16 protein-coding genes, 1 tRNA gene and 1 other RNA gene are annotated in these 21,537 nt (G+C 73.8%); 6 read left to right on the top strand and 12 right to left on the bottom strand.

Annotated elements, in window-relative coordinates:
* Nucleotides 1-31 precede the first annotated feature (31 nt).
* Together J3P32_RS09345 and ffs are read right to left on the bottom strand one after the other, a co-directional pair.
* The gene (locus tag J3P32_RS09345) at nucleotides 32-2,200 is read right to left on the bottom strand and encodes a DNA polymerase III subunit gamma and tau (RefSeq protein WP_210439508.1); all 2,169 of its coding nucleotides are present in this window, start codon (nucleotides 2,198-2,200) and stop codon (nucleotides 32-34) included.
* Between the two features lie 77 nt (nucleotides 2,201-2,277).
* An RNA gene (gene ffs / locus J3P32_RS09340) (signal recognition particle sRNA small type) lies at nucleotides 2,278-2,370 on the bottom strand.
* An 89-nt stretch (nucleotides 2,371-2,459) separates the two neighbouring features.
* Between ffs and J3P32_RS09335 the strand changes: the two genes are divergently transcribed.
* Nucleotides 2,460-2,545 (top strand) — tRNA-Ser (locus tag J3P32_RS09335).
* A 68-nt stretch (nucleotides 2,546-2,613) separates the two neighbouring features.
* Here the strand turns inward: J3P32_RS09335 and J3P32_RS09330 are convergent.
* The 8 genes from J3P32_RS09330 to J3P32_RS09295 all read right to left on the bottom strand — a co-directional run bounded on the left by J3P32_RS09330 (nucleotide 2,614) and on the right by J3P32_RS09295 (nucleotide 11,425).
* Nucleotides 2,614-3,915: a UDP-N-acetyl glucosamine 2-epimerase gene (locus J3P32_RS09330; protein WP_210439507.1), complete on the bottom strand. Its 1,302-nt coding sequence runs from the start codon at nucleotides 3,913-3,915 to the stop codon at nucleotides 2,614-2,616.
* Between the two features lie 38 nt (nucleotides 3,916-3,953).
* Nucleotides 3,954-5,021, bottom strand: a complete 1,068-nt coding sequence (locus J3P32_RS09325; RefSeq protein ID WP_210439506.1) for a sugar phosphate nucleotidyltransferase — start codon at nucleotides 5,019-5,021, stop codon at nucleotides 3,954-3,956.
* Nucleotides 5,022-5,058: 37 nt separating this feature from the next.
* Nucleotides 5,059-6,291, bottom strand: coding sequence for a S8 family serine peptidase (locus J3P32_RS09320; RefSeq protein WP_210439505.1), 1,233 nt, complete (start codon nucleotides 6,289-6,291; stop codon nucleotides 5,059-5,061).
* Complete coding sequence (locus tag J3P32_RS09315) at nucleotides 6,291-7,709, bottom strand: type VII secretion protein EccB (RefSeq protein WP_210439504.1); 1,419 nt, start codon at nucleotides 7,707-7,709, stop codon at nucleotides 6,291-6,293. Before J3P32_RS09315 ends, J3P32_RS09320 begins: the two co-directional genes overlap by 1 nt.
* 16 nt (nucleotides 7,710-7,725) lie before the next feature.
* Nucleotides 7,726-9,108: a type VII secretion integral membrane protein EccD gene (eccD, locus tag J3P32_RS09310; protein ID WP_210439503.1), complete on the bottom strand. Its 1,383-nt coding sequence runs from the start codon at nucleotides 9,106-9,108 to the stop codon at nucleotides 7,726-7,728.
* A 165-nt stretch (nucleotides 9,109-9,273) separates the two neighbouring features.
* Nucleotides 9,274-9,564 (bottom strand): WXG100 family type VII secretion target, encoded by a 291-nt coding sequence (locus J3P32_RS09305; RefSeq protein ID WP_210439502.1) that lies wholly within the window; start codon nucleotides 9,562-9,564, stop codon nucleotides 9,274-9,276.
* 36 nt (nucleotides 9,565-9,600) lie between these two features.
* On the bottom strand, nucleotides 9,601-9,912 hold the full coding sequence (locus tag J3P32_RS09300) for a WXG100 family type VII secretion target (RefSeq protein WP_210439501.1): 312 nt from the start codon (nucleotides 9,910-9,912) through the stop codon (nucleotides 9,601-9,603).
* A gap of 142 nt (nucleotides 9,913-10,054) precedes the next feature.
* Nucleotides 10,055-11,425: a hypothetical protein gene (locus tag J3P32_RS09295; protein WP_210439500.1), complete on the bottom strand. Its 1,371-nt coding sequence runs from the start codon at nucleotides 11,423-11,425 to the stop codon at nucleotides 10,055-10,057.
* Nucleotides 11,426-11,541: 116 nt separating this feature from the next.
* Between J3P32_RS09295 and eccCa the strand changes: the two genes are divergently transcribed.
* Complete coding sequence (gene eccCa / locus J3P32_RS09290) at nucleotides 11,542-15,543, top strand: type VII secretion protein EccCa (protein WP_307861639.1); 4,002 nt, start codon at nucleotides 11,542-11,544, stop codon at nucleotides 15,541-15,543.
* A gap of 393 nt (nucleotides 15,544-15,936) precedes the next feature.
* Here the strand turns inward: eccCa and J3P32_RS09285 are convergent, their stop codons facing one another.
* On the bottom strand, nucleotides 15,937-17,553 hold the full coding sequence (locus J3P32_RS09285) for a helicase HerA-like domain-containing protein (protein WP_210439499.1): 1,617 nt from the start codon (nucleotides 17,551-17,553) through the stop codon (nucleotides 15,937-15,939).
* A 70-nt stretch (nucleotides 17,554-17,623) separates the two neighbouring features.
* Between J3P32_RS09285 and J3P32_RS09280 the strand changes: the two genes are divergently transcribed.
* On the top strand, nucleotides 17,624-17,923 hold the full coding sequence (locus J3P32_RS09280; protein WP_210439498.1) for a type II toxin-antitoxin system VapB family antitoxin: 300 nt from the start codon (nucleotides 17,624-17,626) through the stop codon (nucleotides 17,921-17,923).
* Nucleotides 17,920-18,423, top strand: a complete 504-nt coding sequence (locus J3P32_RS09275; protein ID WP_210439497.1) for a LytR C-terminal domain-containing protein — start codon at nucleotides 17,920-17,922, stop codon at nucleotides 18,421-18,423. The genes J3P32_RS09280 and J3P32_RS09275 overlap by 4 nt, the downstream gene beginning before the upstream one ends.
* 16 nt (nucleotides 18,424-18,439) lie before the next feature.
* On the opposite strand, the gene J3P32_RS09270 is transcribed toward J3P32_RS09275, so the two are convergent.
* Nucleotides 18,440-19,957, bottom strand: a complete 1,518-nt coding sequence (locus tag J3P32_RS09270) for a potassium/proton antiporter (RefSeq protein WP_210439496.1) — start codon at nucleotides 19,955-19,957, stop codon at nucleotides 18,440-18,442.
* A gap of 208 nt (nucleotides 19,958-20,165) precedes the next feature.
* Between J3P32_RS09270 and J3P32_RS09265 the strand changes: the two genes are divergently transcribed.
* Together J3P32_RS09265 and J3P32_RS09260 are read left to right on the top strand one after the other, a co-directional pair.
* Nucleotides 20,166-20,588, top strand: a complete 423-nt coding sequence (locus tag J3P32_RS09265; protein WP_210439495.1) for a hypothetical protein — start codon at nucleotides 20,166-20,168, stop codon at nucleotides 20,586-20,588.
* Between the two features lies 1 nt (nucleotide 20,589).
* Nucleotides 20,590-21,537: a hypothetical protein gene (locus J3P32_RS09260; RefSeq protein ID WP_210439494.1), complete on the top strand. Its 948-nt coding sequence runs from the start codon at nucleotides 20,590-20,592 to the stop codon at nucleotides 21,535-21,537.

Genomic DNA, 21,537 nt, shown 5'->3' with positions numbered 1-21,537 from the left:
GGTCGGGGGGTCGGGCGCCTGGTCGCAGCGCTCAGTCGTTGGTGATCTCCTCGATCAGCCGGGCGCCGAGGGTCTGGCTCAGCAGCGACTCCGTGTCGAGCGCTGCCGTCTCGGCGTCGGGGTCGTCGGGGTCGACGTCGTCGTCGGCCGAGCGCACCGGCCCGGACGGCTCGGTGCCGCCCCCGGAACGGGCCGCCTCCAGTGCCTCGCGCGCCGAGGCGGCCGAGACCGGCGGCTCGGCGGCCTGCACGACGGCGGGGGCGGCGGCACCGGTCACCCATGCGGGCGGCGTGTCCGGGGCCGCCTGCACGGGAGCGCGCAGGGGCGCGCCGACCGGAGCGGGGTCGGTGGCGGCCTGGCGGACCACCGGCGCGTCGGCCCCGGCGCCGGACGGGTCGACGATCGACTCGATGCGCCAGTCCATCCCCACGATGTCGATCGCGGCCTGGCGCAGGATCTCGTCGCAGCCGCCGTTGACGAAGGAGTCACGAGCGCCGGCGTTGGCGAAGCCGACGGTCAGGCGCACGCCGTCCACGTCGACCACGTGTGCGTGCTGGGAGAGCACCATCCACGCGAGCCGGCGACGGTTCTTGGTCTGCTCGAGGATGTCGGGCCAGAGGCGACGTACGTCGACCAGGCTGAGGCCGCCGCGCGGACCGGCCGGCTGCTGCGCGACCGGCGCGTCGGGCCCGACCGCGGACGCGGTGGCCGGCGCCGGGTCGGCCACGACCGGAGGCGCCTGCGGCGCGGACGTCGGCGCCGAGGTGGGCATCGAGGTGGGCGCCGAGGTGGGCATGGGCGGAGGCGGCGGCGGGCCGTCGTCGTGGGGAGCCGCGGACGGGATCGGCGGAGGCGGCGCCGGCTCGTCGGTGCGGGTGGGCGCTGGGGACGCGGCCGCGGAGGCTGCCGGAGCTGCCGGGGACGGGGCAGCGGGGGCGGCCGGAGCCCCGGAGGCGGCCGGAGCCGACGACGCGGCAGGCCTCGCCGCGGGGGCCGGGTCAGCCGACCGCGGGGCCGGTGCGGGCGCGCCGGTGACGTCCAGCCGGCGCTCGATGCGCTCGAGGCGTGCCATCACGCCGTCGGAGGTGTGGTCGGCGCCCGGCAGCAGCACGCGCGCGCAGAGCAGCTCGAGGAGCAGGCGCGGCGCGGTGGCGCCGCGCATCTCGGTGAGCCCGGCCGCGACGATGTCGGCGGCCCGGCTGAGCTCGATGGCGCCGAAGCGGGCGGCCTGACCCACCAGGCGCTCGCCGGCGTCCTCCGAGACGTCGATGAGGCCGGTCGCCGGGGCGTCGGGCACCGCGGTGACGATGACGAGGTCGCGCAGCCGCCGGAGCAGGTCCTCGGTGAAGCGGCGCGGGTCCTGCCCGGTCTCGACCACCTTGTCGACGACCGAGAAGACCGTGGCGCCGTCGCGGGTGGCGAAGGCCTCGACCACCTCGTCGAGCAGCGAGTCGGGGGTGAAGCCGAGCAGGTCGGTCGCGAGCTTGTGGGTCACCCCGTCGGGACCGGCCCCGCCGAGCAGCTGGTCGAGCACGGACAGCGTGTCGCGCGCGGAGCCCGCTCCGGCGCGCACGACGAGCGGCAGGGCGGCGGACTCGATCGCCACGCCCTCCTCGGCGGCGAGCTGCGTGAGGTAGTCGCTCAGCAGCCGGGGCGGGATCAGCCGGAAGGGGTAGTGGTGGGTGCGCGAGCGGATCGTCGGCAGCACCTTGTCGGGCTCGGTCGTGGCGAAGATGAACCGCAGGTGCGGCGGCGGCTCCTCGACGAGCTTGAGCAGGGCGTTGAAGCCCTGCGTGGTGACCATGTGCGCCTCGTCGATGATGTAGACCTTGTAGCGGTCGCGGACGGGCGCGAAGAACGCCTTCTCGCGCAGGTCGCGGGCGTCGTCGACGCCACCGTGGGAGGCCGCGTCGATCTCGATGACGTCGATCGACCCGGGCCCGCCGCGGGCGAGGTCGCGGCAGCTGTCGCACTCGCCGCAGGGATCGGCCACCGGGGCCTGGGCGCAGTTGAGCGCCCGGGCCAGGATGCGCGCGGAGGTGGTCTTGCCGCAGCCGCGCGGGCCGGAGAACAGGTAGGCGTGGTTCACCCGGTTGGCCGCCAGGGCGGCCCGGAGCGGCTCGGTCACGTGGTCCTGCCCGATGACCTCCTGGAAGGTCTCGGGCCGGTAGCGGCGATAGAGCGCGAGCGGTGACTCCACGTCGGAAACCCTAACCGGGCCCGCCCACAGCGACCACCGCGCGTACGACCGGCCCGGGCGACACGGCGCCGGACATGAGAAGGCCCCCCACGCACCCGTCAGAGCTCGCTTGCCCTTGCTGCCTTCCGGCCCTGGGGGAGTTGGGCGAGGTGACGCCGCGTGGGGGGTTGGCCGGGAGTCTAGGCGAGCCGGGGACGGCGGCCCAAACCCGGCCCGGGCGATTTCACCGGCCGGAGAGCCGACCGGTACTCTCCTCCGCGGAGGTATCGCCTAGTGGCCTATGGCGCTCGCTTGGAAAGCGGGTTGGGTTAACAGCCCTCGGGGGTTCGAATCCCCCTACCTCCGCCGGCACGAGGGCCCCGCACCGAGCAGGTGCGGGGCCCTCGTCACGTCGCGACGGCGTCGTGAGGGCGTCAGCGCAGCTTGGCCTTGAGCCCGTAGCGCCACTCCTCGGAGATCAGCAGGCTGCCCTCATCGAGGCGACGCTCGACCGCGTCGGCCAGCATCGCCGACGCCTTCTCGGGGTAGACCCGCTCCCAGGAGAGCTCCGCGCGGTGCTCGAAGACGTTGTGGATGACGCTCACCATCAGCGTCTTGTCGACGGGCGGGGCGAGGAAGTTGCTGCCGGCGAGGAAGGTCTCGGAGCGGTCGGAGCCGAACCGCAGCGTCACGCAGGGCACCTGCAGCACGTTGGCCTCCTCGACGATGCTGCCGGAGTCGGTGACGATGACCGCGCACATCGACATCGCGGCGACGACGTCGAGGTAGCTGTCCCACACCGGCGTGGAGATGAGCGCGTCGCCGAACCGCGCCTCGAGGTCCTCCAGCCACTGGCGCCGGCCGAAGTTGTCGATGGCCGCCTCGGTGCCCAGCAGACGGATGAAGAGGACGTGGTGCCCCTGCTCGAGCAGGTCCTCCATGGCGTCCATCAGCAGGTTGAACCGGTCGCGGTTGGTCGTGTTCTCCCGGCGGTGCACGCAGAAGCGGAGGAACGAGCCGTCGCCCATCTGCGGGTACTTCTGGAGCACCTGGTTCTTGTCGCTGCCAGCGACCGCCTGCGCGAGCGCGTCGACGACGGAGTTGCCGACGACGTCGATGGCCGCCGGCGCGAAGCCCTCCTCGACGAGGAACTCGCGGTTGAGCTCGACCGGCGCGGCGTGCAGGTCGGAGCCGGCGTCGGCGACGCGGGTGTTGAACTGCTCGGGCGACGGCTCGCGGCTGCCCTTGGACCAGCTGGCGCGGTCGATCGACTGCTCGCGGAACGACGCCCAGTCGAGGTCGGCGCCCTGCTCGAGCCAGCCGCGGAGCACCTCGGCCGTGGGCGAGAGGGTGCGGAGGCCGGCCTCGACGTGCACCAGCGCCTGGCGCTCGCCGAAGGTGGCCAGCGCGCCGGCCATGGCCGTCGTGGTGTCGCCGTGGACGTAGGTGATCGGGAAGCCGCCTCGCTCGGCGAAGCCGCGCAGGTAGAGCGCGAGCTTGGCGGTGATGCCGGAGACGAGGTCGTTGACGCCGCCGCGTACCTCCAGGTTGATGTCCTCGCGCACGCCGAACTCGTCGAGCATCGACTGCGAGAGGTTGTGGTCGTAGTGCTGCCCGGTGTGGCAGAGCACGACGTCGTGACCGCGGGCGCGCAGCTCGTGGTAGATCGGCGCCTGCTTGATGATGTCGGGCTTGGTGCCGACGACGACGATGTGCTGGCTGTTCTCGTGGGACATGGGTTCCTTCGCTCGGGTGCGTCGCGTCCGGTGCCGGGTCAGAGGAGATCTTCGCGCGTGCTGGCCGCGAGGAGCGAACGCAGCCGCTCCAGCGTGCCGGTGTCAAGTGCCTTCTGCTTGTCGAGCACGTAGACGGCGTCCTCGTGGGTGACCACGATGAGTCCCCGGGCACCCAGCGTGACGACGGGGCGCCCGTCCATGCTGGCCACGAGGGTGTCCTCGGCGTCCAGCTGCAGCGCGGGACCGATCGAGGTGACCCGCTGGTCGTGCAGCACCCGCTCCAGGCGGGTCCAGGTGCCGACGTCGGTCCACCCCAGCTGGCGGGGCACGACCAGGCACTCCATCCCGGCCCACATCAGGGGATGGATCTCGTGGCCGCCGATGGCCGCTCCCCGGTAGGCCTGGTCGGCGGTACGGCCGCGCGCGAATCGCTCGATCGCGTCGAAGATCAACGGCAGCGCCGTCCGGTAGGCGTCACACGCCGGACCCACCCGTACGCCGTAGCAGGCAGTGTTCCAGTAGAGCGAACCGGTGCCTGCCAGCTCGTCGACCGTCTCCGCGTCGGGCTTCTCGTGGAACGACGCGATCACCTCGACCGCGCCGTCCCCACCCTTGGTGTGGATGTAGCCGAGGCTGGGGTCGTACCGCGTCGGCTGCGCACCCAGCACCACCATCGAGCCCGGGGACTCCTCGAGCTGGGCGAGCATGTCGCGCGAGGCCGCGTTGAAGGCTTCCTCCTCGTTGATGAGGTGGTCCGAGGGGGCGATGAGTGCAGGAACGTCGCCGTACTCCTGGGCGAGGGTCGCGAGGCTGAGCGCGAAGGCGGTCGCCGGGCCGGCCGGGTCCTCCTCCAGGATCAGGTTCTCGGCCGGCACCGGGCCGAGGTTCGCGCGCGCTGCGTCGGCGAAGCGAGCCCGCGTGGAGACATGGATTCGGCGCGGGTCGACGATCTCGCTCAGCCGCTCGATCGTGCCGGTGAGGAGTGGCCGGTCGCGGACGACCGGCTGGAACTGCTTGGGGGCGCGGTCCCGGCTGATCGGCCACAGGCGCGACCCCTGGCCGCCCGCCAGGATCACGGCGACGGGCTCGTCCGCGGTGTCGGTCATGGTCCATTCCATCATGCCGCACCACGCGCCACCCCCGTTACGGCCGCGACCGGCGCACCAGCGGCCGCAGCATGAACGCGAGCGCGAGCAGCGACCCGGCCGCGAGGCCCGACCACAGCAGGATCGCTCGCGGCGTGCTGAACAGGTCGACCCGCTCCGGCGCCGGCGGCGCCTGCGCGTCGGCGCGGGTCTCCCGCACCGTCGTGCGGACCGTGCCGCGGCGTCCCGGCTCGATCTGGCGGGTCAGCGCGTCGTGGGCCTGCACGACACCGGCGCCGGTCCACGGGTTCTCGACGGCGTGCCGCTGCGAGGCGCCGCCGCCCTCGGTGGTGGCCCGGAGCCGTGCCACGAGCTGGCGAGGCGTCTCCCGCGGGAAGCGCTGCGCCAGCAGTGCCAGGACGCCGCTGACCTCGGCGGCGGCCCATGAGGTCGCGACCTCGTCGACGACGCAGACCTGCCCGGTGGCGTTGAGGGAGACGGCGCCCAGTGTCGGCGCGGCGACGTCGGTGTCCAGGTTGGGCAGCACGTAGCCGGCGGGACTCTCGTCGCCCGGCGGGGTCGCGCTCACCGTGAGCACGCCGGGGTAGTCGGCGGGGAAGACCTCGGCGTCGTTGCCGGGCGTGCCCCGGCCGGTGTCGGCGTCGCCGTCGACGTTGCCGGCTGCGGCGACCACCACCACGTCGAGCGCCACGAGGCGGGCGACGGCCGCCTCGAGCGCCGGGTCGGACTGACGGACCGCGAGGGAGATGTTGACGACGTCGAACCGCTGCCGCGGCTGCGCGGCGATGACCGCCTCGATGCCGGCGACGATGCCGGCGGAGGTCAGCGGCCGCTCGCCGCGGCTCGGGTCTGCCTGCTCGACGTCGAACACCTTGACGTCGAACACCTCGGCGTCGGGCGCGACCCCGCGCGGCCCGGCGATCAGGCCGGCGACGATCGTGCCGTGGCCGGACAGGACGGCGTCGGGTGCGACGCCCGGGATCGCGACGCGACCGGTGACGGCGAGGCCGTCCACCGGCGCGACGCCGCTGTCGATCACCGCCACCTTCGCGCCGCGTCCGGTGCCGACCTCGTGCGCCTGCTCGACGTGCATGCGCTCGAGCGCGAGGTTCTCGTCGGCGTGCGCGTCGGCGAGACGCTCCGAGCCGGGCACCTGGTCGGTGAGGCACGGCGCCGAGTGGTCGGCCTCGGCCGCGGGGGCCCAGGCGGGGACGACCGAGGCGGCCAGCACACCGGCGGCGACCGTCGCCCGCAGTCGCGTGCGGCCCATCAGCCCGCGTCCGCCGCCGCGTCGTCGGCCGGCGGGGCGTCCTCGGGCACGCGTCGCGCGCTGTTGGTCGAGAGCGGGACGCCCGGCTCGAAGAACTCCAGCCACGAGCTCGGCACCAGCGGGGGGTCGACCTCGGCGTAGCCGATGTAGTCGGGCACCTCGGAGCCGATGAGCAGGTACTTGGCGCCCTTCGTGTCGACGACGTAGGGCGTGCCGCTGTCGGCGGTCTCCCCCGAGCCGGACAGCACGTAGGCGCCCGCGCTGGGCTCGACGTCGACGGCGTGGTGGCCGGCGCCGACCTCCGCCGGGTCGGCTGCGCCCGTCGGGTTCGTCGCCAGGCTGACCGAGGCGGCCCGGTCCGCACCGGGGTGCAGCACCGCGCACAGCGCGCCGTCGGCGATCGGCTGCGGGACCTCGTCCGGCCACTCGGCCGGGAACCGGACGTCGCCGAAGGAGGCGATGAGGTCCTCCGGGAGGTCCTCGGCGGGGCCGCCGACCACGCCGTAGACCATGGCGGCGAAGTCGGTGAGGCGCTCGGGCTTCTCGTCGCCGAGCAGGTAGTAGGCACCGGTGCCGGACCGCAGGAGGTCGCCGATGCGGTAGCGGGACAGGTCCGTGCCGGTGGCGGCGTACGGCACCCGCTCCCCCGCGCGGGTCACGCCGAACGCGTCACGCTCGAGCTCGTCGCCCACCGGGAAGAGGTTGAGCCAGGCCTCGTCCACCTCGGTGGCCGAGGCACCGAAGCCCAGGCGGGTCCCCAGCGTCGAGGACTGCGTCTCGTCGCTCGGCATGGCGAAGCGGTAGGCGCGGCCCGGGGTGCTGCCGACCGCCGGCGCGGTCGCGATCAGCCACTGCCTCCCCCTGCTCTCGACGAGGAACGCCGAGCCCACCCGGTCCTCGACCGCCGGCGTCTGCTGGATCGCCAGCTGGATGCCGACCCCGGACCCGGTGCACGCGGTCCAGCCGTCACCGACCAGCTCGTCGGCCGACGGCAGGCCGGCCGGCGCGCCCTCGATGCCGAGGTCCTCGCCGAGCTGCACGGTGCGGATGTACTTGTCGCGCACCGTGTACGGGGTGAGCTCCGCCTGCCCGAGCAGCAGCTGGGCGGAGACGTAGTTGGGCACCCGCTGGAGGAGGGGGTCCTCGCCACCGCGGAGGACGACGTACTGCTCGCCGGTGTCCTTGGAGATGACGAAGCTGCCCTTGTCGAGCCACTCCGCGGGGGGTCGGCCGAGCAGGAAGCCGGCGATGGCGGCGCCGGCGAGGAGCAGCACCGACAGCGCGATGCCGCCGATCAGCACCCGCCCCGGTCGGACCGGCTCGACCTCGCGGCCGCCGGGAGCGCCCGAGACGAACGCCGTCACCAGGCGTCGCCGGCTGAACGCGTGCGCCTCGACGAGGTCCTTCTTGGTCGCCATGGGTACCGGTGCCGCCTCAGCCCGCCACCGCGGAGACGAACCCGGCCGCGAGGACCATCAGCGGCAGCAGCGCCAGCAGGGTCATGGTCTCCACGACGTCGCCCATGCGTCCCCGGCGAACGGAGGGCGAGGCGGGGACCAGGGTGAGCGACAGCAGCACGGCACCGACACCGGCGAGGCCGATGGCCGCCCCGGCGCGCCACTCGTCGTGGATCAGCAGCATGGCGACCGCCACCGACACCAGGCCGAGGATGCCGGAGGCGAGCCCGGCCAGGACCTCGGAGCCGGTGCGGTACTGGCGGGTGCGGAACATGACCGCCAGGCAGCACACCGCAGCGAGGACGGTGCCGTGGACGCCGCGGCCGACCGCGAACGGCGCGAGGAGGACGAGCAGCGTCCCGACGGTGGCGGACACCGCGAAGAGGATCTCGTGTCCGACGCGGGCGTCGTCGGCCACCTCGCCGGGGTCGATCTCGTCGGGGTCGGCGGTGATGTCGTGCAGCGAGTAGAGCTGGTCGACGCTGGTGCCGGTGACGCCGAGGGCGAGCCAGGGGAAGACGCTGCCGGCCAGCACGACGAGGGTGAGCAGCACCGTGAGGACGACGCTCGGCTCGAGCGAGGCGACCCGCACCAGCAGCGAGCCGGCCACGAGGACGCCGCCGACCACGATGGCCGGGATGACCAGCGGTCGGCCGTCCTGGAGCCCGACCACCGCGAACAGGCCGACGGCGAGGACACCCAGCCCCGCGTAGAGGAGCGGGTCGCCGAAGAAGGTGTCGGCGAGCGGCCAGCTCCAAATGGGCAGCTCACCCGGCGCGAGGAGCAGGCCCGCGACGCCGGCGTAGAGCGCGGCCAGCAGCGAGACCGCGATGGCGGCCTCCGGCTCGCGCTGGGCGCGGGCGAGCACGACGCCACCCACCACGAGCAGACAGGCGATGACGGCCGCGGCCACGCCGCCGAGCAGGCTCTCGCCCTGCAGCAGGAGCGCGAGGGCACCCAGGCCGAGCAGGATGCTGCCCGCACCCAGTGCCGTACGCCGCCCCGCCGCGGGCTCCCACGGCTTGAGCTCGTTCTCCACGACGTCGGCCATCGCCTCCACCACGTCGTCGTAGACGCGGGGCGCCTTCTCGTCGACGCCGGCGGTGACGGTCAGCAGGCCGCCGTCCTCGATGCCCTGCATGGTGAGTCCGGCGTTGTCGGCCAGGACCCGGCCCTCCTGGGTGACCAGGCGATAGCCGCCGTAGACGGTGGAGGCGTCCAGCAGGCCGACCGACCGGGCGAGCTCGGGCACGAGCTCGGCGACGGGGATGGCGCCGGGCAGCACCAGGTCGACGCGACGGGACCCCGAGGCGATGGTCACCCGGACCAGTCCCGAGGCGACCGAGGACCCCTGGCTCATTGGCGTCTCCCCCTGATCGTCGTTCTCCCACGCGCGCGTGCGGTGCGGCGGCGCCGGACGGGGAGCAGCCTAGGCGAAGGCGCACCCCGAAATCGGGCCGAGGACGGTCGGCCCGAGAGGGACGACCGGCCTCGGTGGCCGGCGCGGGCGCCGAGCCGGTGGGTTTCAGAACCGGTTGGCTCCGCGCGCGTCGGCGGCCTTGTACTCGGCGTTGGACGCGTCGACCCCCTGGCTGGCCTGCTGGAGCAGGAGGGTCATCTCGGACATCGCCTGGTCCCACCGGGCCTTGGCCTGGTCGTAGGCCATCTTGGCGTTACCGTTCCAGTCCGACTTGAGCGGGTTGAGCTCGTTCTCGAGCTGGTCGAGGCGGGCCTCGATGTCCTTGGCGGCCTTCATCACGTCGGCCGCACCCGTGTCGAGGTGTCCGTGCTGGACCTTGATTCCGTCGAAAGTCATGTCGATCTCCTGGTCTGTCGGGTCGGGGCGCCGGCGTCAGCCGAGACGGCTCTGGAGGTTGGCGTGGGTGGCGGACTGGGCCTCGTCGGTCGAGACGTTGTCGCGCTCGGTCTCCTTCATCGCGGCCGAGAGCTGGTCGAGGGCCTTGAGGATGGTCTCCTGCTTCTGGTCCCAGGCGATCATCAGGTTGTTGAACGCCGTGGCGCCCTGACCGCCCCAGCCAGCCATCATCGACTGGATGTTGCCGGACAGCACGCCGCACTTGTTCTTGACGTCGCCGCGGGCCTGGTCGACGAAGTCGGCACCCTTGGAGAGGGCCTTCTCTGTCTGGCCGTACATCTCGCTCATGAAAGATCCTTCTCCCTCGGCGGTCGAACCGACCGAGTCTCGTGTGTGTTTGGTGGTCCGCCGGACGGCGTCCTGCGCTCGGGGAGACGTCCCGACCCCCCGCGCTGATCGGGCGTCTACCCGACCGGGTCACCGCTAAACATCACGAGGTCATTTCCCACAGGCGCCGGAAGACGCCCGCCGCGACGACCGCCGCCGCGAAGGCGAGGCTGCCGCACAGCGACTCCGCGACCTCCGCCCGCCGCGACCACCACACCGAGCGCCAGCCGCGGCCCGTGGCCACCGCCGCCGCGACCGCCACGAGGCCGAGCCCGACGGCCAGGTAGCCGAAGGTGTCGAGGTGCGCCGCGCCGGGTCCTGCGACGAGGTGCACCGCGAGCGCGACCAGGGCCCCGAGCCCGGCGAGCCGCAGGAGCGCGCGGGCGGCCGCGTGCCGGTAGGAGCGGGCGGCCAGCAGCAGCGCGCAGCCGGCGAAGAGCACCAGGCATCGCGCCCCGATGCGGTCGAGGTCGATGGTCGCGCTGGTCAGCAGCAGCGGGCTCGCGATGACGACGGTCACCAGGACCGCGGCTGCGGCGCCCGTGACGGTGCGCGAGGCGCGACGCACCAGCCGCTCCATCGCGTCCGCGGCGACGACGACCCGGCCGCGGCGTGCCCGCCGCCCGCCGTCGCGCGCCGACCAGGCGGTGACGGCGAGCCGGTCGAGGTCGAGGAGGGCCTCGTCGGGCACGTCGACGGCGAGCGCGGGCGCGAAGCGCGCGGCCATCATCGACATGAGGACCAGCAGGGTCCACGCGATCCGGTCGTCCCACCCGAGCAGGGTCGGCAGCGCGCAGCACCCGAACACCGTGAGCCCGCCGGCGATCCACACCGTGGCCACCTCCGCCCCGTCGTCGACGGCGAGCGCACGACCGATGCCGGCGACCACGGCCGCCGAGATGCCGGCGGCGCCGAGGATGGCGGGAAGCAGGTGGACACCGGGTTCGTGGAGCGCCGCGAAGGCGGCGGCGGCGCCGAAGGCCGGCGCCGCCGCGGCGCGCTGGCGCGTGTGCCGGCCGATCGGCAGCGCGCCGCCGAGGGCGCACGCGAGCAGCAGGCCGACGGCGACGGTGCGGACCGTGTCGTCCCCCGACCGTCCGGCGTACCAGGCGGCGAGGCCGGCGACGAGCGAGGCGGTCGCGGCGACCAGCGACGCCAGCGCCGGGCTCTCGGGCGCGTTCTTCGCGGCCTCGAGCAGCGTCACCCGGCGCGGGCGGTGCACCCCGGTCGTCGCCACGAGCAGGTCACCGGTCTGGATGCCCGCATCGGCGAGCGGCACCGCGGCGTTGAGGCGCTCGCCGAGGGCGGTCTGCAGCAGCGGGATGCCGGCGACGTCGGCCTGGGCGGCGTACTCGCGTGCGACGTCGACGGGCGTCGCGCCGGCCGGCACGACGAGGTCGAGCACCCCGGCGGGCCCGTGGATGCTCAGCGCGATCGTCGCGGCGGTCGAGCCGGGCATCGCGACGTCCGACACGGACACCCCCTTCGCGTCGTGCGGGCGCTCCTGCGCGCCACACAGTAGTCGCGGGCGCTGAGCAGCACACCACCTATCATCGTCGCGACGTCATCGGGTGAGGCACGGGGGGACGCGTGAGCACGACACTGCGGGGCGGGCAGCGGCTCGACGAGCCCGAGATGCCGGGCGGTCAGATCGTGCTCCAGCCGCCGCCCGAGCTGCAGGAGGGCGAGGGCGCGAGCGGCGTGCTCATGAACGCCATCCCGATGCTCGGCAGCCTCGGCTCGATCGTGCTCGTGGCCACCATGGGCGGCGCCAACAAGGGGCGCAGCTTCCTCGCCGCGGGCATGTTCCTCTTCGCGACCCTCGGCTTCATCGTCGTCCAGATCGACCGGCAGCGGAAGCAGCGCGCCCAGCAGGTCACCGGCTCCCGCACCCAGTACCTGCGCTACCTGAGCAACATCCGCCAGGTGGCCCGTGAGGCGGCGGACCAGCAGCGGCGCGCGCTCAACTGGCACCACCCCGAGCCCTCGGCGCTGCCCTCGCTCGCCGAGGACCGCACCCGGCTGTGGGAGCACACCGCGTCCGACGACAACTTCCTGCACGTGCGCTACGGCCTGTGCTCGCAGCCGCTGTCGCTGGAGCTGGTGCCCCCGGAGAGCGCGCCCGTCGACCAGGTCGACCCCGCCGCCGCGTCGGCCCTGCACCGCCTGCTGGTCGTGCACCGGCTCCAGCCGCACCTGCCGGCGTCGATCGACCTCCGCGCGTTCGACCGGATCGAGCTGTGCGGCGACGCCGAGGAGGTCCGCTCGACGGCACGCGCGATGATCTGCTCGGCGACGGCGTTCCAGAACCCCGACCAGCTCATCGTCGCGGTGCTGAGCTCCGAGCAGAACCTGACCCACTGGGACTGGGTGAAGTGGCTCCCGCACGCCCAGAGCACCCGGGAGGCCGACGCGGTCGGCCCGATGCGCCTGGTCTCGACCTCGCTCGACGACCTCGGCAACCTGCTGCCGCCCGACCTGAGCGACCGGCCGCGCTTCGGCGCCGACGAGCGCGCGGCGACGCCGCACATCCTGCTCGTCATCGACGGCGGCCACCTGCCGCCCGGGAACCACATCGTGCCGCCCGACGGCCTCCACGGCGTCACCCTGCTCGACCTGCCGAGCCGGTGGGACGAGCTCGAGGACCCCACCCGGCTGCGCCTGGAGTACGCGGACGCCCCCGACGAGCTCGGCAAGCGCCCGGTCAGAGCGCTGCGGCTGCGCGGCGAGCCGGTCAGGGCGCTGGCCGACCAGTGCGACATCGCGACGGCCGAGGCGTTCGCCCGGCGCCTCGCGCCGCTGAAGACCGCGAGCGCCGAGGCGTCCTCGGCCGGCGGCGCCGTCGACATCACCTCGGCGACGCCCGACCACATGGACCTGCTCGGCCTGGGCGACATCTTCTCCTACGACCCCGACACCGCCTGGCGACCCCGGCCCGCCCGCGACCGCCTGCGCGTGCCGATCGGCATCGGCGACTCCGGGGGCCTGATCCACCTCGACATCAAGGAGTCGGCCCAGCAGGGCATGGGCCCCCACGGCCTGGTGATCGGCGCGACCGGCTCCGGCAAGTCCGAGTTCCTCCGCACCCTGGTGCTGGGCCTGGTGATGACGCACTCCTCGGAGCAGCTGAACCTCGTGCTGGTCGACTTCAAGGGCGGCGCGACCTTCGCGGGCATGGCGGGCATGCCGCACGTCTCGGCCGTCATCACCAACCTCGCCAACGAGCTCACCCTCGTCGACCGCATGCAGGACGCACTGTCCGGCGAGATGACGCGTCGGCAGGAGCTGCTGCGCGACGCCGGCAACTACGCCTCGGTGCGCGACTACGAGAAGGCCCGCGCCAACGGCGAGCCGCTCGAGCCGATGCCCTCGCTCTTCATCGTCGTCGACGAGTTCTCCGAGATGCTGTCGGCGAAGCCGGAGTTCATCGACCTCTTCGTCGCGATCGGGCGCCTCGGCCGCTCGCTCGGGCTGCACCTGCTGCTGGCCTCGCAGCGGCTCGAGGAGGGTCGCCTGCGCGGCCTGGAGTCGCACCTGTCCTACCGCGTCGGCCTCCGCACGTTCTCCGCCGGCGAGTCCCGCGCGGTGCTGGGGGTGCCGGACGCCTACGAGCTCCCCGCCGTGCCCGGCCTGGGCTACCTCAAGCCCGACCAGTCCACGCTGCTGCGGTTCAAGGCGGCGTACGTCTCGGGTCCGCCGTCGAGCCGCGCCCGGGTGACCCGCGACGAGGGCGGAGCGATCCGCGGCATCCTGCCGTTCACCATCTCGGAGGTGCAGGCGCTCGAGCCGCTGGCCGAGGAGGTGGCCGAGGTGGCCGCGCCGCAGCCGCAGCAGCAGGGCGAGCAGCCGTCCCTGCTGGACATCGCCGTGCAGCGGATGGCCGGGAGGGGTCCCGCGGCCCACCAGGTGTGGCTGCCGCCGCTCGACGTGCCCGACACCCTCGACGAGCTCATGCCCGACCTCGTGGAGAGCCCGGAGCTCGGCCTCACGTCCCCGCAGTGGCGCAACCTGCCCGGCCTGGTGGTCCCGCTCGGCACCGTCGACCGGCCGCGCGAGCAGCGCCGCGACACGATGACCCTCAACCTCACCGGCGCCGCCGGCCACGTGGCCGTCGTCGGCGGCCCCCGCTCGGGCAAGAGCACCATGCTGCGCAGCATCGTCACGAGCATGGCCCTGGTGACGACCCCGCTGGAGTCGCAGTTCTTCGTCCTCGACTTCGGCGGCGGCACGTTCGCGCCGCTGGGCCGGCTGCCGCACGTCTCCGGCGTCGCCACCCGCTCGGAGCCCGACGTCGTACGCCGCGTGATGGCCGAGGTCGAGGGCATCGTCGACCGGCGCGAGGCCTACTTCCGGGACAACGGCATCGACTCGATCGAGACCTACCGCTCCCGCCGCGCCCAGGGCCGCGCGGACGACGGCTGGGGCGACGTCTTCCTGGTCATCGACGGCTGGAGCACCCTGCGGGCGGAGTTCGACGACCTCGAGATGGAGATCCAGCAGCTCGCCGCGCGCGGCCTGACGTTCGGCCTGCACATCGTCACCGCCTCCACGCGCTGGGCCGACTTCCGCGCCGCGATGCGCGACGTGTTCGGCTCCAAGCTCGAGCTGCGGCTGGGCGACCCGCTGGACTCCGAGGTCGACCGCAAGGTCGCGGCGCTCGTCCCGGCCGGCCGACCGGGCCGCGGGCTCGTGCCGTCCAAGCTGCACTTCCTCGGAGCGCTGCCCCGCATCGACGGCGTCGGCGACCCCGAGACCCTCGGCGACGGCGTCGACGACCTCATCGACCGGGTGGCGAAGGCGTGGCAGGGCCCGCAGGGCCCCAAGCTGCGGCTGCTGCCTGAGATGGTCACCCTCGACGCGGTCCGCGAGGACGCCGCGCGGCGGCAGCTGCCGGCCAGGCACCTGTTGCTCGGCATCAACGAGAAGGAGCTCGCCCCCGTCGGCCTCGACGTCGACGCCGAGCCGCACCTGCTCGTCTTCGGTGACGGCCAGTCGGGCAAGAGCGCGCTGCTGCGGGCGTACGTCCACGAGGTCATGCGCACCCGCACGCCCAAGGAGGCGCAGATCGTCCTCGTCGACTACCGGCGCTCGCTGCTCGGGGAGGTGCCCGACGAGTACCTGCTGAACTACCTCACCTCCGGCACGCAGGCGACGCCGACGCTCAAGGACATCGCGACCTACCTCGAGGGCCGCATCCCCGGACCGGACGTGACGCCCGAGCAGCTGCGCAACCGGTCGTGGTGGACCGGCGCCGAGGTCTTCGTCGTGGTGGACGACTACGACCTCGTCGCGACCGCCCAGTCCTCCCCCGTCTCCTCGCTGCAGCCGCTGATGGCGCAGGCCCGCGACGTCGGCCTGCACGTAGTGGTCGCTCGGCGCACGGGCGGTGCCTCGCGCGCGCTCTACGAGCCGGTCATCCAGTCGCTGCGCGACCTCGCCATGCCCGGCGTCATGCTGTCGGGTCCGCGCGACGAGGGCGTGCTGATCGGCAACCTCCGCCCGCAGCCGGCGCCCGAGGGCCGCGCGCGCGTCGTGACCCGCGACGGCGGCACGCAGACCACGCAGCTGGCCTGGCTCGAGCCCACGATGTGACGTGGCTGCCGGCCGGGGCGCGCGGCTGCGCTGCGCTGCTCCTCCTCCCGGGGGGCCCCTGCTCCCGGCGGGGCCGGCTGCGTCATACGAAGGCGTACGTATAGGCGCCGGTCCGCATGACGCCCGGCGGTGGCGGGGGCTGCGTCATACGATGGCGTACGTATAGGCGCCGGTCCGCATGACGCTGGCGGTGGCCCTGGCGGTGGCGGCCGGCTACGTCATACGAAGCCGCTCGTATAGGCGCCGGTCCGCATGACACCCGTCGGTGGCGCCGGCCGCCGGCGACGTCATACGAAGCCGCACGTATAGACGCCGGTCCGCATGACGCCCGCGCCGGCCCGGCGGTCGCCCCGGCGGTCAGCCCGGCGGCCAGCCGCGGCCAGCCGACGACCCTCAGCGCCGCCCGCTCTTGAACATCCCCCGCGCGACCTCGCGGGCCGCGGTGCGCATGAAGTCCTTGAACGCCGCCGACTTCACGACCGTCTCCACCATGCCGTCCTGCTCCTCGGGCGCCCGCGGCGCGCGCGGCGCCCGGGAGGACTTCCGGGAGGCCTTGGTCACCCGCTCCTTCTTCTGCTCCCGCTCGAGCTCCTTGATGCGGGCGTCCTCAGCCGCCTTCCGTGCGCCCTCCTCGAGCTTCGCGGCGAGCAGCTCGCGCGCGGACTCCCGGTCGATCGGCTCGGCGTACTTGGCGCTGAGCGGCGAGGCCGCGACCGCCGCCTCCATCACCGCGGCGGGCGCGGGGTCCATCAGCGACTCGGGCGCGCGGAGCCGGGTCCAGGCCACGGGCGTCGGCGCACCGCGCTCGTTCATGACGGTCACGACGGCCTCGCCGATGCCGAGGCTGGTGATGACCTCGCCGAGGTCGTCGTACGCGCTCTTCGGGTACGTGTCGACGGTCGCCCGCAGCGCCTTGGCGTCGTTCGGCGTGTGCGCGCGGAGCTGGTGCTGGATGCGCGACCCGAGCTGCGCCAGGACCTCGTCGGGGACGTCGGTCGGCGACTGCGTCACGAAGAAGACGCCGACGCCCTTGGAGCGGATGAGCCGCACGGTCTGCGCGACCTGGTCGAGGAAGGCCTCGGAGGCGTCGTCGAACAACAGGTGCGCCTCGTCGAAGAAGAACACCAGCTTCGGCTTGTCGAGGTCTCCCTCCTCCGGCAGGTCGTGGAAGAGGTCGGCCAGCAGCCACATGAGGAAGGTCGAGAAGAGGGCCGGCCGGTCCTGGAGGTGCGGCAGCTCGAGGAGGCTGACGACTCCTCGGCCGTCCTCGGTGACGCGCAGGAACTCCTTGGTCGCGAACTCGGGCTCGCCGAAGAAGACGTCGGCGCCCTGCGCCTCGAAGGCCACCAGCTCCCGCAGGATCACGCCGGCCGTCTGCGGCGACAGCCCGCCGATCGTCTTCAACTCGGCCTTCCCGGCCGCGTCTCCGGTCAGGTACTGCAGCACCGCGCGCAGGTCGGCGAGGTCGAGCAGCGGCAGCCCCTGCTTGTCGCAGTAGTAGAAGACCAGGCCGAGCGAGGACTCCTGGGTCTCGTTGAGGTCCAGCACCTTGGCGAGCAGGGTGGGCCCGAACGCGCTCATCGTGACGCGGACGGGTACGCCGACGCCCTGCCCGCCGATCGCGTAGAACTCCGTCGGGAAGCCGGTCGCCGTCCACTGCTGGCCGACGCTTGCCGCGCGCGCGGTGACCTTGTCGCCGCCCTCCCCGGGGACGCTGATGCCGGAGAGGTCGCCCTTGATGTCGGCGGCGAAGACGGGCACGCCGTTGGCGCTGAGCTGCTCGGCCAGCAGCTGCAGGGTCTTGGTCTTGCCGGTGCCGGTGGCGCCCGCCACGAGGCCGTGCCGGTTCAGCATGCCCAGCGGGATCCGGATGCGGGTGTCGCCGAGGCGCTCCGCGTCGAGCATCAGCCCGCCGAGCTCGAGCGCCGGCCCCTCGAACCGGTAGCCCGGGGCCACGGCCGCGGAGATCGGGTCGTCGGGGTTCGGCTCCACGTCGGAGGTCTCGCTCATGTCCGGAGCCTAGCCGCGCACGCGCCTCGGACGCGGCGTCGCGCAGGAGGGCGTCGTTATGATCACCGGCGTGATCTTCAAGCGGGTGGGCGTCGGCCGGCCCTACCCCGACCACGGGCTGTCGTCGCGCGCCTGGGCCGAGCTGCCCCCGCGACAGGTGCGGCTCGACGAGCTGGTGACGACCAAGGACACCCTCCGGCTCGACACGCTGCTCGACGAGGACTCCACCTTCTACGGCGACCTCTTCGCCCACGTCGTGCAGTGGCGCGGTGAGCTCTACCTCGAGGACGGCCTGCACCGGGCGCTGCGCGCCGCCCTGCACCAGCGCAGCGTGCTCCACGCCCGGGTCCACCAGGTGGCCGAGCAGTGAGCGGCGCCCTGAGGTCGGCCCTCACGCTGGCGGTGCTCGCGGCGCTGGTGCTCGTGGCGGCGCTCTGGGGGTGGGCGGCCTTCACCGAGCCGTTCCCCGAGGACGAGCCCGTCGCGATCTGCGAGGACACACCGGTCGCCGCCGGGTCGGAGGTGCGGCGCGACCAGGTCGTGGTGAGCGTCTTCAACGGCAGCGAGCGCAGCGGGCTCGCGAGCGCGACCAGCGCGCAGCTGGAGGAGCGTGGCTTCGTCACCGGAGAGGTCGGCGACTCGCCGCTGCCGGCCGCGACCACGCAGATCTGGTCCGCCGACCCCACCAATCCTGCCGTCGTGCTCGTGCAGCGGCAGTTCAAGCAGGCCGAGGTCGTCCCCGGCGACGCGATCGGACCGGGGATCGTGGTCGTGGTGGGCGAGAGGTTCCAGACGCTGCGCAAGAAGCAGGTGGAGTCGGTGGTCGCGAAGGCGGACGCCACCTACTGCCGGGCCACCGGCTCCGAGTGAGGCGAGGGTCGCCGGTCTAGTCGCGCTCGCGCCGTGACGGGTCGCCGAGCCACTGCGCGAGGCGTCCGTTGTCCGAGACGTGCCGCATCCGCGCCTCGGTGGCCTCGCGCAGCTTGCGCGGGGTGACGACCAGCAGGTCGTCGCCGGCCCGCAGGACCGTACGCCGCTCGGGCACGAGCACGTCGCCGGCCCGGATGACCAGGGAGACCGAGGCGCCCTTCGGCAGCCGGAGCTCCCCCACCTCGACGCCGTGCATCTTCGACGAGGGGGCGATGGTCACCTGGAGGAGGTCGGCGGCGACCTTGTCGAGCGGTGCGGCCTCCACGTCGAGCCCGCGGGGCTGCGAGCGGCGGGCCACCCGCAGCCGGCGAGCCACCCACGGCAGCGTCGGGCCGGTCAGCAGGGTGTAGACGACGACCATCACGAAGACGATGTCGAAGAGGTCGTCGGCCCCCTCGACGCCCTCGGCCAGCGGGATCGTCGCCAGCACGATCGGCACGGCTCCGCGCAGCCCGGCCCACGACAGGAACGCCACGTCGCGCGCCGCCATGGGCTGCACCACGGTGCTGACGAGGACCGACAGGGGCCGGGCGACGACGGTGAGCACCAGTCCGGTCACCAGCGCCTGCACCACGGTCTCCAGGTCGATGCGACCGGGCGAGAGCAGCAGGCCGAGCATCACGAACAGCCCGATCTGGGCCAGCCAGGCGACGCCCTCGGCGAACGACCGGGTCGCGACCCGGTGCGGGAGCTCGCTGTTGCCCAGGATCAGCGCGGCGACGTAGATCGCGGCGAAGGGTGAGGCGTGCGCGGCGGCCGCGATGCCGTACGCCAGGAACGCCAGGCACAGCACGGCGAGCGGGTAGAGGCCCGACGACGGCAGCGCCACCCGGCGCATGATCCACGCGCCGGCGACGCCGCAGGCGCCGCCGACCAACGCGCCGGCGACCAGCTCGAACACGATGATGCCGGCCGTCTCGACGGCGCTCGACCCGGCGAGCGCCCCGCTGGAGATGATGCCGACGAGGACGACGGTTGGGGCGTCGTTGAGCCCCGACTCCGCCTCGAGCGCACCCGTCAGGCGCTTCGGCAGGGGCAGGGCGCGCAGCACCGAGAACACCGCGGCCGCGTCGGTGGGCGAGCAGATCGCCCCGAGCAGGATCGCGAGCTCCCACGGCAGGCCCAGGAGGTAGTGCGCGCCCACGGCCACCACCGCGACCGAGACGGCGACGCCGAGCGTGGCCAGCGACAGCCCCAGCCTGATGCTCGAGCGCATCTGGCGCCAGTCGGTGGTCAGTCCGCCCTCGGCGAGGATGATCGCCAGCGCCCCGAACCCCAGCGCGTGCGCGAGCTGCGCGTCCTCGAACGGGATCCCGAAGGGGCCGCCCTCCCCCAGCAGCACGCCGATGAAGAGGTAGATCAGCAGCGAGGGCAGGCCGACGCCCGCCGACACCCGCACGGCCAGGATCGCCGCGAGCGTCACGACCGCCCCGACCAGCACGAACAGGTCGAGCTGGTGGACGTCGAAGGTCATGCACACCTCGTGTCGTGACGGTCGGGGCGCGCCCGATCCTATCGGCCGGCGACCTTCCGGGACGCCGCGTCCCACGCCCCGCCGACCCGTCGCCGCACCAGTGTGGAGGAAGCACCGGGGGCGGGACCTGCGGCACAATCAGCCGGGGCGGAGGGCGTTTGGCGCGCGTCCCGGTGGGTAGGCGTGGACGGACGAAAGGGTGTGATCGATGTACGGCGACACCGCCGCGGGCCGCAGGCGCGTGGCGCAGCTCCGCGAGCAGGGTGGCGACATCCGGGCCCTCGCCGCCCGCCTCGTGTCCCAGGCGGAGGCCGTGCCGTGGCACGGCAAGGCGGCCGACGCGATGCGCGAACGCATCAAGGAGCGTGCTACCCACCTCCGCGTCGCCGCCGCGCACCACGAGACCGCCGCGGAGTCCCTGGCTCGGCACCTCGCCGAGGTCGACACGCTCAAGGACGCGATCGAGCTCCGCTCCCGCAAGGCCACCACGCTGGTGGAGGACGCGCGCACTCGTCTCGGCGAGGCCGGCGAGGGAGCCACACCCGACGACACCGACGCCGTCCTCCTGGCCTTCGACCCGCCGCCCGCCGGCCACAAGGACTGGCTGACCGTCACACTCCCGGGGCTCTGACATGGTGACCATCGACCTGACCGCGCCTCCCCCGCCGCCCACGAGCCTGCTCGACGGCATGGCCCGCAGGCTCGCACTGACCCTGCCCGAGCTCCGGCTGGTCGCCGACCTCGCGGGCGGCGCACCGCTGCCCTTCAACCTCGCTGCGGAGGACGCCGCGCGCTCCGAGACGAGCGCCCTCTCGGGGCGGCTCGGCCGGAGCCTCGGCTCGGTCGAGGACTCCGCCTACGCCGACGCGCTCGCCACCCTGCACGACCCGGAGGACACCCTCCGGCGGCGCGGGCTGGTCACCGACGAGGGCGCCGACCCCGGCCTCGTCGGGGCGGTCGGCCTCCTCGCCACGCCCCGCCTCGCCCTCGACATCGACGTCGCCGCCGGCCAGGCGCAGGTCAAGGCGTGGCACCGCCAGTCCGGCCAGGCGGTCGCGAGCCTGTCGACCTGCGACGGCATCGTCTTCGAGCTGGCGTGGTTCCCCGTCGACCAGTGGACCACCGAGCTGGCCCGCGTGACCGCGCCGCCGGAGGACCTGCCCCTCGGCGCCTCGCAGGTGCCGGCGCTCCTCGACGTCCCCTACGCCCTGGCCGACCCCGTCGGCGAGGCGCTGCGGGCCGGTCGCGCCGACCTCGTCCCGGTGCTCGTAAGCCAGTCGGGCGGCTCGGTCCTCGCCGACGGCGCCGAGCTCGGCGACGCGGAGGCGGCGGCTGCCGTCTCCGCGGTGCACACCGAGAGCCGCGGCCGCATGCGCATCCTGGCGGCCGAGGTGTCCGAGCGGGCGACCACGTCGGTCGGCGTGGTGTCGTGGGTGCTGCTCGGGGACGGCTGGCACTCGCTGACCCCCCGCCACGACGACGGGGCGCGCGTGGCCGTCGCTCGCGTCGACCCCGACGACCTCGCCACCGAGCTGGCCCCGGTCCTGGCGCAGGTCGCCCTCCGAGAGGACGTGGCGTGA

This window comes from Nocardioides xinjiangensis (assembly GCF_017916385.1).
Classification (GTDB): domain Bacteria; phylum Actinomycetota; class Actinomycetes; order Propionibacteriales; family Nocardioidaceae; genus Nocardioides; species Nocardioides xinjiangensis.
The sequence above is the reverse complement of the archived record's forward strand: the minus strand, read 5'-3'. Positions and strand labels throughout refer to the sequence as shown.

Excerpts from the sequence above, each read along its gene's own strand:
- J3P32_RS09260 (WP_210439494.1), top strand. The coding sequence starts at position 20,590 with ATGGTGACCATCGACCTGACCGCGCCTCCCCCGCCGCCCACGAGCCTG.
- J3P32_RS09270 (WP_210439496.1), bottom strand. The coding sequence starts at position 19,957 with ATGACCTTCGACGTCCACCAGCTCGACCTGTTCGTGCTGGTCGGGGCG.
- J3P32_RS09285 (WP_210439499.1), bottom strand. The coding sequence starts at position 17,553 with ATGAGCGAGACCTCCGACGTGGAGCCGAACCCCGACGACCCGATCTCC.
- J3P32_RS09320 (WP_210439505.1), bottom strand. The coding sequence starts at position 6,291 with ATGGGCCGCACGCGACTGCGGGCGACGGTCGCCGCCGGTGTGCTGGCC.
- J3P32_RS09305 (WP_210439502.1), bottom strand. The coding sequence starts at position 9,564 with ATGACTTTCGACGGAATCAAGGTCCAGCACGGACACCTCGACACGGGT.
- eccD (WP_210439503.1), bottom strand. The coding sequence starts at position 9,108 with ATGAGCCAGGGGTCCTCGGTCGCCTCGGGACTGGTCCGGGTGACCATC.
- J3P32_RS09300 (WP_210439501.1), bottom strand. The coding sequence starts at position 9,912 with ATGAGCGAGATGTACGGCCAGACAGAGAAGGCCCTCTCCAAGGGTGCC.
- J3P32_RS09265 (WP_210439495.1), top strand. The coding sequence starts at position 20,166 with ATGTACGGCGACACCGCCGCGGGCCGCAGGCGCGTGGCGCAGCTCCGC.
- J3P32_RS09330 (WP_210439507.1), bottom strand. The coding sequence starts at position 3,915 with ATGTCCCACGAGAACAGCCAGCACATCGTCGTCGTCGGCACCAAGCCC.
- J3P32_RS09325 (WP_210439506.1), bottom strand. The coding sequence starts at position 5,021 with ATGACCGACACCGCGGACGAGCCCGTCGCCGTGATCCTGGCGGGCGGC.
- J3P32_RS09315 (WP_210439504.1), bottom strand. The coding sequence starts at position 7,709 with ATGGCGACCAAGAAGGACCTCGTCGAGGCGCACGCGTTCAGCCGGCGA.